The 14,498-nt window shown below is 39.2% G+C and carries 13 protein-coding genes; 8 read left to right on the top strand and 5 right to left on the bottom strand.

All coding sequences use genetic code 11. The annotated features are described in order from the left end of the window. Positions 1 to 50 precede the first annotated feature (50 nt). The gene (locus tag DRW42_RS26700; protein WP_113951913.1) at positions 51 to 923 is read left to right on the top strand and encodes an ATP-grasp domain-containing protein; all 873 of its coding nucleotides are present in this window, start codon (positions 51 to 53) and stop codon (positions 921 to 923) included. Between the two features lie 152 nt (positions 924 to 1,075). Here DRW42_RS26700 and DRW42_RS26695 read toward each other — a convergent pair whose 3' ends face one another. The 3 genes from DRW42_RS26695 to DRW42_RS26685 all read right to left on the bottom strand — a co-directional run bounded on the left by DRW42_RS26695 (position 1,076) and on the right by DRW42_RS26685 (position 5,288). Beyond that, complete coding sequence (locus tag DRW42_RS26695) at positions 1,076 to 1,603, bottom strand: CAP domain-containing protein (RefSeq protein ID WP_113951912.1); 528 nt, start codon at positions 1,601 to 1,603, stop codon at positions 1,076 to 1,078. A gap of 149 nt (positions 1,604 to 1,752) precedes the next feature. Further along, positions 1,753 to 4,302, bottom strand: a complete 2,550-nt coding sequence (locus DRW42_RS26690) for an ATP-dependent Clp protease ATP-binding subunit (RefSeq protein WP_113951911.1) — start codon at positions 4,300 to 4,302, stop codon at positions 1,753 to 1,755. 518 nt (positions 4,303 to 4,820) lie between these two features. After that, entirely contained in the window at positions 4,821 to 5,288 is a 468-nt protein-coding gene (locus DRW42_RS26685; RefSeq protein WP_113951910.1) for a BLUF domain-containing protein, read from the bottom strand. Positions 5,289 to 5,612: 324 nt separating this feature from the next. Between DRW42_RS26685 and DRW42_RS26680 the strand changes: the two genes are divergently transcribed. From DRW42_RS26680 to DRW42_RS29130, 4 genes are all read left to right on the top strand, one after another. Next, positions 5,613 to 5,936, top strand: coding sequence for a hypothetical protein (locus DRW42_RS26680; protein ID WP_113951909.1), 324 nt, complete (start codon positions 5,613 to 5,615; stop codon positions 5,934 to 5,936). 43 nt (positions 5,937 to 5,979) lie between these two features. Then, positions 5,980 to 6,912, top strand: a complete 933-nt coding sequence (locus DRW42_RS29140) for a DUF4394 domain-containing protein (RefSeq protein WP_208643656.1) — start codon at positions 5,980 to 5,982, stop codon at positions 6,910 to 6,912. Positions 6,913 to 6,918: 6 nt separating this feature from the next. Next, positions 6,919 to 7,509, top strand: coding sequence for a DUF4394 domain-containing protein (locus tag DRW42_RS29135; RefSeq protein WP_341866243.1), 591 nt, complete (start codon positions 6,919 to 6,921; stop codon positions 7,507 to 7,509). Positions 7,510 to 8,216: 707 nt separating this feature from the next. Further along, the gene (locus DRW42_RS29130; RefSeq protein WP_208643654.1) at positions 8,217 to 9,605 is read left to right on the top strand and encodes a glycosyl hydrolase family 18 protein; all 1,389 of its coding nucleotides are present in this window, start codon (positions 8,217 to 8,219) and stop codon (positions 9,603 to 9,605) included. Positions 9,606 to 9,705: 100 nt separating this feature from the next. Here the strand turns inward: DRW42_RS29130 and DRW42_RS26665 are convergent, their stop codons facing one another. Both DRW42_RS26665 and DRW42_RS26660 read right to left on the bottom strand, forming a co-directional pair. After that, positions 9,706 to 10,149, bottom strand: coding sequence for a hypothetical protein (locus tag DRW42_RS26665; protein WP_113951908.1), 444 nt, complete (start codon positions 10,147 to 10,149; stop codon positions 9,706 to 9,708). A 378-nt stretch (positions 10,150 to 10,527) separates the two neighbouring features. After that, entirely contained in the window at positions 10,528 to 10,995 is a 468-nt protein-coding gene (locus DRW42_RS26660; RefSeq protein ID WP_113951924.1) for an Lrp/AsnC family transcriptional regulator, read from the bottom strand. A gap of 187 nt (positions 10,996 to 11,182) precedes the next feature. On the opposite strand from DRW42_RS26660, the gene DRW42_RS26655 reads away from it, so the two are divergent. Genes DRW42_RS26655 through DRW42_RS26645 form a run of 3 tightly spaced genes read left to right on the top strand, consistent with a single transcriptional unit; the run spans position 11,183 to position 14,348 of the window. After that, positions 11,183 to 12,214, top strand: coding sequence for a PLP-dependent cysteine synthase family protein (locus DRW42_RS26655; protein WP_244215375.1), 1,032 nt, complete (start codon positions 11,183 to 11,185; stop codon positions 12,212 to 12,214). Positions 12,215 to 12,243: 29 nt separating this feature from the next. Next, positions 12,244 to 12,693: a protein-disulfide reductase DsbD domain-containing protein gene (locus DRW42_RS26650; protein WP_113951906.1), complete on the top strand. Its 450-nt coding sequence runs from the start codon at positions 12,244 to 12,246 to the stop codon at positions 12,691 to 12,693. A 14-nt stretch (positions 12,694 to 12,707) separates the two neighbouring features. Next, on the top strand, positions 12,708 to 14,348 hold the full coding sequence (locus DRW42_RS26645; RefSeq protein ID WP_113951905.1) for a protein-disulfide reductase DsbD family protein: 1,641 nt from the start codon (positions 12,708 to 12,710) through the stop codon (positions 14,346 to 14,348). The last annotated feature ends 150 nt before the right edge of the window (positions 14,349 to 14,498 follow it).

Genomic DNA, 14,498 nt, shown 5'->3' with positions numbered 1-14,498 from the left:
ATTCAAAAACCAATTTGTAATCTACCCCTATAAAACTTAGTTTTAACGCCATGAAGATTGCATTGATTACCTACCTTGATAAAGGTGCCTATGATACCACCACAGTTGAAAGCGAAGACGACAAACTCCTGTTTTTTTTAAAGGAAAAGGAACTAAATATTGAACAGGTAATCTGGAATGATGAGAACATTAATTGGGAAGATTATTCGCTTGCTATATTAAAATCACCCTGGGATTATTTCGACCTGATTAAAGATTTTTATCAATGGCTAAATCTTTTAGAAGAGAAAAAAGTAAAATTACTTAATCCTGTAGAGGTTGTGAGGTGGAACTCAGACAAAAAGTACCTTCAGGAAATTGAAACTGCAGGCTTAAAAATTATTCCAAGTGCCTTTATCAATAAACAGGAAAAGGTAAATCTTGAAGATTACTTTAAAAAATTTAATACCGATAAGTTAATTGTAAAACCCTGCATTAGTGGTGGGGCAAAAAACACATTTAAAGTAACTACAGAGAATGTTGAAGAAGTAAACCAAAAGCTAAACCAGCTGATTCAGGAGGAAGATTTTATTATCCAGCCATTTTTACCCGAAATACTGGAAAGTGGTGAGTGGTCTTTTATTTTCTTCAATGGTGTATATAGCCATTCCTTAATCAAACAGGCAAAAGCTGGCGATTTTAGGGTTCAACCCGCACATGGCGGAACAGTTCATCCACAAAAGCCAGATCAGGACTTAATTGCAAGAGCACAAAAATATGTCGATTTATTTGCTAAAAACTGTCTGTATGCAAGGGTGGATGGCACTTTTGTAAACGGCGAGTTTTTATTAATGGAGCTTGAACTGATAGAACCATTTCTTTTCTTAAATACCGAACCAAAAATTTATGAGCGGTATTATCAGGCTTTAAAGGAGTTGATGTAAAAAAGTTATCAAGCTGGAGATTATTCCATCCAGCCGTCACCCTGAACTTGTTTCAGGGGCTTTCCTGCAAGATTAGACCTCTCCACTCCGCTATGCTTCGGTCGAGGTGACGTAAGAAGGTCGGGATTCAAATCCCGACCAACCTAACATTATTATTTCGCAGCAAAAACCTGCACCCAGTAGTTATCTGAGGTTTTGGCTGCTCCCATTTCTTTAAAAGAAGCATTCATAATGTTTTTACAATGGCTTTCACTGGCAATCCACTCATTAAAAACCTGTACTTCGGTAGTTTGACCTGAAGCTAAATTTTCGCCAACGGTAGTCCAGGTATAACCGGTTGCAGTAACGCGATCGCCTACAGTTTCTCCATTGGCAGAGGTATGTACAAGACTTTTTACCGAAGCAATGTATTTACTCTGGTAAACTGCTGCAGCACCTAAGTTTACATTCCATGTAAGGGCGGCAACGGGCGGCATGGTAACTGTACCGCATTTACATCCAACCAAACGGGTATCGTTAACCAGTTTTAGCAACGCATCATTGTTGATATTGGTCGCGGTGGAAATTTCGATTTTAAATGTTTTGGTGTTTGTTTCCGGGTTATTGGAATCAGATCCTTTTTTACAGGACAACGCACAGCACAGCGCTATGCACATTAGTGGAAAGACGATAAACTTCATTTTATAGTTTCTTTAAGGAAAGGTACGAGGTTTTTATAAAAAAAATAATTTTCCCTCTATCTTTTTTGCATTCCGAAAACAACTAAATTTTGTTTGTAAATTCCGTTTTAAACAAAAAAACTCCCGGTTTTTACCGGGAGTTTTAAATTTTATTTTGAAGAATCTTCTTCTTGCTTTGGTTCTTCTTTTTTCTTCTCGCCTTTTTTATGTGCAATCAAAATTTGTTCAGAAGTTTTATCGTAATCGATTTCCAGCACATCCCCGTCGGTTAATTCACCTTTAAGGATTTCTTCAGCAATCGGATCTTCAAGGTATTTCTGGATTGCTCTTTTTAGCGGGCGTGCTCCAAAATTACTGTCGAAACCTTTATCAGCAATGTAATCTTTAGCATTATCGGTTAATGCGATATCGTAACCAAGGGTATGAACGCGACCGAATAAAGCTTTTAATTCAATATCAATAATCCTGAAGATTTCTTCTTTACCTAAGCTGTTGAATACAACTACATCATCTACACGGTTTAAGAACTCAGGGGCAAAAGCGCGTTTCAAAGCACTTTCGATTACGCCACGACTGTGAGAATCGGCCTGGTTTGTTTTTGCTGTTGTAGAAAAACCAACTCCCTGTCCGAAATCTTTTAGCTGACGGGCACCAATGTTAGAGGTCATGATGATGATTGTATTTCTAAAATCAACTTTACGGCCTAAACTATCAGTTAACTGTCCTTCATCTAAAACCTGCAATAAGATATTGAATACATCCGGATGGGCTTTTTCAATCTCATCCAATAAGATTACGGCATAAGGTTTTCTTCTAACTTTCTCAGTTAACTGTCCACCTTCTTCGTAACCCACATATCCCGGAGGCGCTCCCACTAAACGTGATACCGCAAATTTCTCCATGTACTCACTCATATCAATCTGAATCAGCGAATCATCGCTGTCGAACATGAAACGGGCCAGTTCTTTTGCCAATTCAGTTTTACCTACTCCGGTTGGACCTAAGAAAATAAATGAACCGATTGGTTTTTTAGGATCTTTTAATCCAGCTCTTGTACGTTGGATAGCTTTGGTCAATTTCTTGATCGCATCATCCTGACCGATAATTTTCTCAGCCACTTTATCGTACATGTTCAACAGTTTCGCACTATCTGTTTGGCCAACACGTTGAACAGGGATTCCGGTCATCATCGAAACCACTTCGGCTACGTTATCTTCTGATACTTCGTAACGTTTAGTTTTGGTTTCGGCTTCCCACTCTGCTTTTGCTTTATCTAATTCTTCAATTAAATTTTTCTCTGTATCGCGGAGTTTTGCAGCTTCTTCGTATTTCTGGCTACGTACAACCTTGTTTTTCTCTAACTTAATATCTTCGATCTTCGCTTCGATATCGATAATATTCTGCGGAACGTGAATATTGGTAAGGTGAACACGCGAACCGGCCTCATCTAAAGCATCAATAGCTTTATCAGGCAAGAAACGGTCTGAAATGTAGCGCGACGTTAAAGTAACGCAGGCTTCAATAGCTTCCTGGGTATAAGTTACACCGTGGTGTTCCTCATATTTATCTTTAATACGGCTTAAAATTTCGATAGTTTCATCTGGTGTGGCAGGTTCTACCATTACTTTTTGGAAACGACGATCTAAAGCACCATCTTTTTCAATGTATTGACGGTATTCATCTAAAGTTGTTGCACCGATACATTGAATTTCGCCCCTTGCCAAAGCAGGTTTGAACATGTTAGATGCATCTAACGAACCTGATGCACCACCGGCACCAACAATGGTGTGGATCTCATCAATAAATAAAATTACATCGGTCGATTTTTCAAGCTCGTTCATCACGGCTTTCATACGTTCTTCGAACTGACCGCGGTATTTTGTACCTGCTACCAGCGATGCAAGATCGAGGGTAACCACACGTTTGCCAAAAAGCACACGCGAAACTTTACGTTGTACAATACGCAAGGCCAAACCTTCTGCAATTGCCGATTTACCAACACCTGGTTCACCGATCAAAATCGGGTTATTCTTTTTCCTGCGGGATAAAATCTGCGATACACGCTCGATTTCTTTTTCGCGGCCAACAATCGGATCTAAACGACCCTCTTCTGCTGCTTTAGTCAAGTCGCGACCGAAATTATCAAGAACCGGGGTTTTGGATTTAATATCCGAAACCTTTTTTGGTGTACTAAAGCTTTCTTCTTCGCGATAATCATCATCACCTCCTGTTGAAGCGCTGTTTGAGATATCGTCTCTAAAACCATTTTTATTCACTTCAACCTCCTGTTTAAAAACATCATAAGTAACGCCATACTGCAATAAGATCTGCGAGGCGATGTTATCATCATCTCTCAAAACCGATAACAATAAATGTTCGGTGCCAATTAAATCGCTTTTAAATATTTTAGCTTCTAAATAAGTGATTTTTAAAACTTTTTCTGCCTGTTTTGTTAATGGAATATTGCCTAAGTTTACTGTAACACTCGAAGTACCGCGAACGGCATCTTCAATTGAGCGGCGCAATTTACCGGTATCAACCCCTAACGATCGTAAAATTTTTATAGCCATACCATCGCCTTCGCGTATGAGGCCCAATAATAAATGCTCGGTTCCGATGTAATCGTGCCCTAAGCGGAGCGCTTCCTCCCTACTAAAAGAGATTACATCTTTAACCTGTGGTGAAAATTTTGCTTCCATAATACCTTTCTTAACAGCTACGTCCCTAAACTATAAAATAAATTATAAAAAGCGACTGTACCATTTTGTTTATTTTATCAACAATTGCGCCATATAGGTGGATAAAAGGCAGTATTCATATCCACCAACCCAAAAAATACGGTTTGAATATCGTTCCTATAAATATATATCTATCTACGTAATAACTGTTTTATAGGTTTTAAAAGGGAATTTAATCAGATACTACCTTTTAAAATATCATTTTGTCGGTTTATTGTAAGGATTTCTTCGATTCGAATAACTGACAATTTGTTGCTTTTTACTTAGGCAATTTACAAGTTTTGACAGAAAAACAAAAAGAACGTGACATCATTTAACAATTAAACAGACATTTATCAATGTAAACAGACATGTTTTGCGAAACGCTATACCAGTAATACGAAAATAACTGTTAACAGGTTGTTTTTGTTTTAAAAAAGAGGAAGCTGGTTTGGATGGAAAATGGATGATGTAAAATGGAAGATTGGATGGAGAGCGGGTTATATTCCGTTATAAAAACTCCGCAAAAACTGCAAAGGAACATCAGAAGGTGCCGATTTGTTGCAGTGCTCAATAATATCATTTAAATTGAAATGCCCTGATATGGATTGAAAGCTATCATCCCCAGAATCTTCAAAGCCCATGCTCCATTCATCAAAAATATGTTCACTGTATTTTCCAATTTGCAGTAAGGTTACCGATTCGTGCCGGTTATCATTAGTTATTTTGTTATAAAGCTTACGTACTGTGCGCTCATCACCTTCAAGCAATTGCATAAACCGTCCCCGGCTCTTCGTAATTTTTTGGCCTTTTACATACAATAATATGCCGGTAATATCATTTTTCCGGTTAAAATCCCTGCTTTGATTGAGTAAGGTTTTTAACATATCTGCATCAAAAGGATTGCTTTCTACACTATTATAAATCAAATAAAAAACCGGTTCTATATTTCTACCTGCCGCTTGCATAAGATAATTGAGAAATTTAATTTATAATTGATTGATAAACCATAATCTACATAAAGCAGCACGTTAACAATGAATTAACATCACTGCAAAGATTGCACAAAATCTTAGAAAAACGGCTAAGATTAATACATGCAATTAAGAAAAATTATTAACCTGCACTTAAAAACAATCGTTTGTGTAGAAATTTTCTAATACAATATAATCTACAATTTGTCCATTTTCCGTATCACAACATTCATAATTAAAATATATTATTCTTAAAAAATCTAAGGATTTTTTTTTATCGTATATGTTGCTAAGTCCTCTTAAAATCAGGTCAGGCAAATGGCATCCCTTTATCAAAAACTTCTAATCGTACTCATTCTCCTCATTGCTTTTGCGGGAAGAATAGCAGTATCTGCCGTAGCTTTACCAAAAATTGTAAAGGAAACTGTAAAAGAAAGCAGCAGTAAATCCGAAAAATCCGAAACGGAGGAAAATGATGAACAGGCAGAAGAAAAAATTAAATTGGAAGATTTTATTTCCAACGGTTTAATAAAAATCAATTTTTTGAGTATAGCCACCTTAAACAACAAATTGTTTTCTGGCGATTACCGACTTGTTAAGTGCCCCCTTCAAACATTAAAATATCCCCCAAAGCAAGCTTAAACGCTTAATTCCAACTAAATTTTCTTAATTAAACATTCACAACATGATTAAAACTAAACACTTAATCATAGTGGCCCTATTGGCTATTATGACCCCTATTTTATTTTCTGCCTGCAAAAAAGACCGCAATAATGGTCCTGAACAAGAAACGCTTACTCCTGGGCCTGATATTAACTTTTATGCCCTTACCGCAGATGGCAAATTACTTTTGATTAATGCCAAAAATCCTAATGCTGTAACCTCGCAGGTGAGCATTTCGGGGTTACAGACCGGAGAAACCATTTTAGGCATCGATTTCCGCCCGGCAACAGGCCAGTTATATGGCTTAGGAAGCACCAGCCGCCTATATGTAATTGATCAGAAAACAGGAGCAGCCCGATCAATTTCTGCGTCCCCCTTTACCCCTAACTTAAGCGGCACTTCGGTTGCTTTCGATTTTAACCCTACAGTAGACCGAATCCGTTTAATAACTTCATCAGGACAAAATTTACGTTTAAACCCTGAAACAGGAACAGTAGCTGCAACAGATGGTATAATTAATGGAATTAGCAATGCCAAAGTTTCATCTGCTGCTTACACACAAAATAAAGCCGGAGCCAGCACTACAATACTTTTTGATATCGATGTAGCAAATGATAAGCTTCATAAACAAGACCCACCAAATGATGGAAAATTAGTTGAAGTAGGAAGCCTTGGTTTTGATGTTGAAGATGCTGGTGGTTTCGATATAAATCCTGATGGTACCGCAGCATTAGCCGCTTTAACAGTTGGTGGCAAATCGGGACTGTATTTAATTGACTTAAATTCGGGCAAGGCTTCAAAAATCAGTAATGTAGACCAGCAGATTACCGGCCTGGCTATTCCGACCGAAGCTGTTGCCTACGCAGTATCGAACAGTAATGAATTGTTGATCTTCAATCCAGCAGCAGCTATGCCGACGCTTGTGGTTAAAGCGATTACTGGTATACAGGCCTGAGAAAGTATTTTAGGTATAGATATGCGTCCTTTAAATGGACAATTATATGCAATTGGAAGTACCAGCAGAATATATACTATAAACGCATCATCAGGCGCAGTTGCTATGGTTGGTACCGGGCCATTAACTACGTTATTAACGGCAAGCCAGGTTGGTATAGATTTTAACCCAACTGTTGATCGTATCAGGATAGTTGGAAATACCGGACAAAATTTCAGGATCAACCCAAATGATGGTGCATTAACGGTTGATGGCTCTATTTCGTTAGCCAGTGCATCGATTTCAGGTGCGGCCTACACCAATAACTTTGCAGGTGCTACAACAACTGTATTATTTGATATCGATTCGACAGGCGACCGTTTATATAAACAAGATCCACCAAATAACGGTACTTTAGTTGATGTAGGTCCTTTGGGCACAAATGTTGAAGCAACCAGTGGTTTCGATATCGGCGGTACAAGCGGACTTGCCTATGGTATATTTACCGTTGGCGGAGTACAAAAATTATACTCGGTAAACTTAACCAGCGGTGCGGCAACAGCAGGGGCAACTATTACTACAGCAGTAAGGGGTTTTACACTTGGTTTAGGTTTTTAGCATAACATAATATATAATAAAAAAAGCAAAAGCCTTTCAATCCTGGAAGGCTTTTGCTTTAACTAATGTTTACGGTTTCTACTAAGAATTAATCCGCTGGGCGTAAAAGTAAAGCTTTAATCTGCACTTATATCTGCTGATCTGCTTTATGAACAAAATCTGATAATTACATTAAAACAGGATTAGAATTGGGTTATTAGTGATTGGGTTAACTGGTTAATTGTTTACCCTTCGACTACATTCAGGAGGTTAACTGTGGTGAGACAATTGTTGAATTGCAGGATTGTTAAATTGTTAAAGCAAATTGCCATTTGATAAAGGTTATCGTTTATTTTTTAGTTAGTTGTTTATTCTTCAACTCCCAAATGTTCAGAATAAGATTATGCCCAGGTGGATAACTGCCGTTAATCGCTTAGCGCCATACGCCAAATCCTCTGCTCTATGCTCACCAGCCTCAAATTATTTCAATCGTTAGAACTGTTCGCAAAGCAAATACATCATACCATCACGTCATATTAAAACCACATTAATAAAATAATAATTATACATTGGTTTTGATAAGGTACTGGAAATAAACTATTAGCGCATCATTAATGGTGCGGTGGGATAGGATACTATGCGCTTTTAGCTAAATCGAAACATCCTTATCGTTTGGGCAATAGCATATAAATAACCTAAATAAATCACTAACCAATTAATTAAATCTTATGAGAAATGCAACAAAAACATGGCTCGGCACCCTGCTGGCCTTAACCGTTCTTTATTCCTGTAAAAAATCGGAAATGAATCCAGAACAGGAATTGTTTAATGAGCCTAAAAAAGAAGTAGCCACTACCGAACTTATTCCGGGTTCATCGTTTAGGGTAGTTGGTTATATGCCTTCCTGGGCGGGTGCAGTTAACCAGATCCAGTTCAGCAAACTTACACATGTAAATTATGCTTTTATTCTGCCAACTTCAACCGGCGGATTGCAGGCTTTGCCTAATCCATCTAAATTGCAGAGTCTGGTGAGTTCGGGCCATGCCGCAGGTGTAAAAGTATCCATTGCTGTTGGCGGATGGAACAACGGTGACGATAGTGCTTTCGAAGCGTTTGCGGCAAATTCGACCTATCGCACTAATTTCGTTAATAACATTATGGGCTTGGTAAACCAGTATAACCTCGACGGGGTTGATATTGACTGGGAATATCCAAATACTGGTGCTTCGGCTAATAATTTTACGCTCCTGATGCAACAGTTAAGCACACAGCTTCATAATAACGGAAAGTTACTAACCGCAGCCGTAGTTTCGGAAGGCGGGGCAAGTATCCAAAATGCTGTTTTCAATGCGGTAGACTTTCTTAACCTGATGGCTTATGATGGTGGTGGCGCCAATCACTCTACTTATAGTTATGCTGCAGGTTCTATCAATTACTGGCAGGGCCGCGGACTTTCGGTCGCAAAAACAACACTAGGTGTGCCTTTCTATGGCCGGTCATCTAATTCTTATGTTGATTATAAAGATATTCTGGCCCAGGGCGGAAGTCCGAATTCTGATACTTTCGGAAATGTAGGTTACAACGGTATTCCTACCATTAAAAGTAAAGCAAATCTGGCTTACGACCAGGCAGGCGGCATCATGATCTGGGATCTTAATGCAGATGCCACAGGTAGCAATTCATTATTAACTGCCATCTATGATACGCTTGTTGGCCGTGTAAACAACGGAGGCCCAAGTATCCCATTTGGTACTGTAATTTCGCTTAAAGGTTTTAACAATAAGTATGTGAGCGGACAGAATGGTGCTGCCGCCATGACCTGTACCACTACTACAGCTACATCAACCGAGCGCTTTACCGTTATAGATGCCGGCGGTGGCAAAGTAGCACTAAGGAGCATGGGTAAATATGTATCTTCTGAAAACGGAACACAAGCCATTACCTGCAACCGGCCAACTATAGGCGACTGGGAAAAATTCGACTGGGTTGTTGCAGCAGATGGAAAAGTGGCTTTAAGGGGCAATAATGGCAAATTTATTTCGAGCGAAAATGGCACCCAGGCCATGACCTGTACCCGTGCAACCGCTTCGGGATGGGAATATTTTGCAATTAACTAAGCCAAATTCATTTACCAAATAAAAAAACCGCTTTGAATTTAATAATCAAAGCGGTTTTTTTATACCTATATCAGGAATAACATAATGGAATGATGGATGCCTAACCTCCGGTGCTCGAAATATTTACATTACTCATATCTACAGCATAATTTACCGGGCCGCTAGATGGCATTGGTGGACCTGAAACCCATTTAATTACCACATAACCCGAAGCCGTAATCCCGGTTTCCATCAGGCGTCCGTCGGTTTGCAATTTTCTACCATATATATAAGTAGAAGGATGGCAGGCAAGAGAACCGATTACCACACCAACTTCCCATTGACCCTGCGAATAAGGATTGCTGCCAAAATAGGTGGCAGCATAATTTACATTGGTTAAACTGAAAGAAGTTGGCCCGTAAGTATAAGAAAGATTCGAATTGTTCGGTGTAAAAGTACAGGCAAAAAAAGCATGGTTCTTAACTGCCGGTATTCCGGATTTTGCATTTAGCGCCACTGAAATATTAAGCAGCAGTAAAATTACTAAAAGTGATTTTTTTAACATAATTTGGTTGTTTAAGGGTTAATTAAATATAATAGCTCTGTTATAGGTATGCAGATGTAATTTATGAGATCTGGTACTTAAGGTGGTGTCCTTAAAAAGGAAAAACTACTTAGGCTCTGCTCAGGAAAACATTTTGAAATCCACTTTGCAGAAACAGCACTCATGATAAGGGTTTAAATTTGGTTACCTTAAATTATCACTTAAAATGGAGGTTAAAAATGCATAAAGCAATCATAATGATGGATAATTATGCCAAGCCATTGGTAGAACAGCAAAAATAGTTTAAAGTATTCGGCATACATAGAATTTCATCCGTATCGTTATACGCATGATAAAGAGTATTATAAACGGTTGGGATTTTATGATAATATATAGATTCTAAATCGGATAGGCAGTTTCACTTTTGGGTTCCGATAGCACAAAATAACTCTGTACCGTGGTAATATTGGGTAAGGTAGCCAGTTTATTGCGTAAAAATTCATGGTAGGTGTCCATATCCCGGGTAGCTATCCGGAGTATAAAATCGTGTGCACCAGTCATCTGCAAACATTCCATCACTTCAGGGAATTTCGAAACTTCTGTTTCAAATTTAACCAGCGTGGCCGCGGTATGCTCTTTAAGCAGAACATGCGAAAATGCGATCAGGTTACGGTCTATCTTCTTACGGTCGAGGATGGCAACAATCTTTTTAATATACCCCTGTTCCTTTAAACGCCTGATCCGCTCGTGCACGGTTGCGATAGATTTATGAAGCTTTAGTGCAATTTCTTTGTTGGTAAAAGATGCATCCTGCTGTAAAAGCTTTAATATCTGTATATCTACCTTGTCTAAATCGCCCTGTATCATTTTTAATGGGTTGAAAAAAATTATAATTGATGCTGCTAAAACAGTATCAATCTGAAAATTATTGCAATTATTGTGCAATATAGCAGAAAATTTATGGAAATAAACGCTTGTATTGATAAAACAATATACATTATAGACTTTTACCGTAATTAATCACAAAATGATTGAGGTTTAAAATATAATGTCAATGGTTAGTTATCAAACTGTGTTTCAGGATAAGTTTGAGCATCTTTCGATGCTCATCGGCAATACCCCAATGCTCGAGCTTTCTTATATCTATCAAGGCAAAAAAGGATTAATTTATGTGAAATGCGAGCATTATAATTTAACCGGCAGCATTAAAGACCGGATGGCGCTTTATACCTTACAAAAAGCTTATACCGAAGGTAAGATCAAAGCAGGAGATAGAATTGTTGAGGCTACCAGCGGTAATACGGGTATTGCTTTTGCAGCCATTGGTAAGGCGCTTGGGCATCCGGTAACCATCATTATGCCCAACTGGCTGAGTAAAGAGCGCATGGATATTATTAAAAGCCTGGGGGCCGAAATTATCCTGGTGAGCAAAGAGGAAGGCGGATTTATCGGCAGCATTAAACTGGCCGAATTTATGGCCAGCCATAACCCTGATATTTTCTTACCTAAACAGTTCGAAAACCTCGCCAACCCTGAAGCTCACGAACAAACCACTGGAAAAGAGATTTGGGAACAGCTACGGTTAAAAAACCTCACACCTGATGCTTTTGTTGCCGGGGTGGGTACAGGCGGAACAATTATGGGCGTTGGAAATTTCTTAAGAAAGCAGAATGCAGACATTAAGATCCATCCGCTGGAGCCGGCTGAATCGCCAACCTTAACTACCGGTTACAAAGTTGGCAGCCACCGTATACAGGGAATTTCTGACGAATTTATACCCGACATTGTTAAGCTAAAGGAACTGGACGAAGTTGTACAGGTGAACGACGGGGATGCGATATTGATGGCACAGAAACTGGCTTCAAAGCTGGGCCTCGCTGTAGGCATATCATCGGGTGCAAACGTAATCGGAGCCATAAAACAGCAACAAAAAATGGGCACACAGAGTTGTGTAGTCACCATATTTTCGGATAGCAACAAAAAATACCTCAGCACCGATCTGATGAGGGAAGAGCCTGTTAAAACAGGCTACATTACGCCAGAAGTAGATTTTATCGATTACCAGGCTTTTAGCAGATTACATTAACCAACCACTATAAACAAACAAACTATAACATGAAAAAAATCACTTTTTTAGTCTTTGCCATTTGCCTGGCCAATCTTGCGGCACATAGCCAAATCTTAAAACCCGTAACCTGGAGTTATGCTGCAAAAAAAACAGGAGCAACAACAGCAACAGTATTTATTAAAGCTACCATAGATCAGGGTTGGCACCTGTATTCGCAATTTGTTAAAGAAGGCGGGCCGGTTAAAACAACCTTTACTTTCCCATCATCGGGCACATACGGTTTGGTTGGTACGACAACCGAGCCAAAAGCAGTTACCAAATACGAATCTACCTTTAAAATGAATGTAAGTTATTTCGAAAAATCGGTCATGTTTCAGCAAAAAATAAAGCTGAAAGGTAAAACCGCAACTGTTAAAGGCAGTGTAGAATTTATGGTATGTGATGATAAACAATGTTTGCCACCAGAACAGGTAGATTTTAACATTCCTGTAAAATAAGCGGAACAGAGCGTATGATATCCTTTAAGAAAATCTGTCTCGGGTTGCTGTTGCTTTGTGCCATATCCTTAAGTGGATATGCACAGAACAGCGCCGATACCAGCAACCTTACTTTTACCGAAATTAAACCTGAAACCGTTAGCAACACCGTTAAAAAAAACGATTCTGTTGCAAAAACGCCTGCCGTTCTTCAAAAAACAGTAATCCAAACCAAAGAAGCCCACAAAACCTTATGGGGAATTTTTATTGCAGGTTTTGTGGGCGGTTTGGCAGCCCTGTTGATGCCATGCATTTTTCCGATGCTGCCTTTAACCGTAAGTTTTTTCACCAAAGGAGCTGAAAAAGGAAAAGCATTTAGACGGGCTGCATTGTATGGCTTTTTCATTATCCTTATTTATGTCGTACTCGGTTTGCTGGTAACCATCATTTTCGGTGCCGATGCACTGAACAGCCTTTCTACAAACGGCATCTTTAATTTTTTCTTTTTCCTGTTGCTGGTAGCTTTCGCTGCTTCTTTTTTAGGGGCTTTCGAAATTACCCTGCCCTCTTCGTGGGTAAATAAAATGGATGCCAACTCAGACAAAGGCGGTATTGCCGGCTTATTTTTTATGGCTGGCACGCTGGCTTTGGTATCTTTCTCGTGCACCGGCCCCATTATTGGCACCTTGCTGGTACAGGCGGCAACAACAGGTGCTTTGTTAGGCCCGGCGATAGGCATGTTCGGCTTTTCGCTGGCACTGGCTATTCCTTTTGCATTGTTTGCGCTTTTCCCATCGGCTATGAACAAGCTGCCAAAATCGGGCGGTTGGTTAAACAGTGTTAAAGTTGTGCTGGGTTTCCTCGAACTGGCCTTTGCCTTAAAATTTTTAAGCAATGTAGACCTCGCCTACCACTGGGAATGGTTTGATAGGGAGATATTTTTAAGCCTGTGGATCGTAATTTTCGGCATGATGGGCATTTACCTGCTCGGTAAGCTCAGGTTTTCGCACGATAGCCCACTGAGTTTTATTTCGGTACCACGACTTTTCCTTGCAACCATAATATTAGCTTTTACGGTTTATCTTATACCGGGCCTTTGGGGTGCTCCTTTACGCAGCATATCGGCTTTTTTACCGCCGCAGGAAACACAGGATTTCGACCTGTATACTACCAGCTTATTGGCCGGAAAAACAACAATAGCAAACGATGGCCCACATAAATATGCCGATAAATTTCATCCAAAATTAAAGCTGAATACCTATTTTGATTATAACGAAGGTATAATGGCAGCTAAAAAGCTGAATAAACCCGTACTCATCGATTTTACCGGACATGCCTGCGTGAACTGCAGAAAAATGGAAAACAATGTATGGCCGGATCAGGAAGTGTACAAAATGATCAGCAATGATTATGTACTTATCCAGTTGTATGTTGATGATAAATCGGAATTGGCCCCCGAAGATATAGTGATTACACCCGAAGGAAAAAAACTAAATACCATAGGCAAAAAATGGAGCGATCTGCAGGCCAGAAAATTCCAGGCGAACTCCCAGCCTTTTTATGTGCTGCTGGATCCTAAAACGGAGGCTTTGTTAACACAGCCCCAGGGTGCAGATTATGAGGTAGCCAATTACAAAAAATTCTTGCAAGACGGTTTATCTGTCTTTAATAAATAGAAAAAGAAACTGCAGGTTGTAGAAGTCCTGCAGCAATACAGTTTAGGTTACTAATGACTAAAAGGACATAGCCGGATGGCTTGTCCTTTTTTTATATCAATGGTTATTTCATCTGTAATAACAAATTTTACAGGCAAAGTATCCTTGTTT

Source organism: Pedobacter miscanthi (genome assembly GCF_003315595.1).
Taxonomy (GTDB): domain Bacteria; phylum Bacteroidota; class Bacteroidia; order Sphingobacteriales; family Sphingobacteriaceae; genus Pedobacter; species Pedobacter miscanthi.
This window is presented reverse-complemented; position numbering and strand designations above follow the sequence as displayed.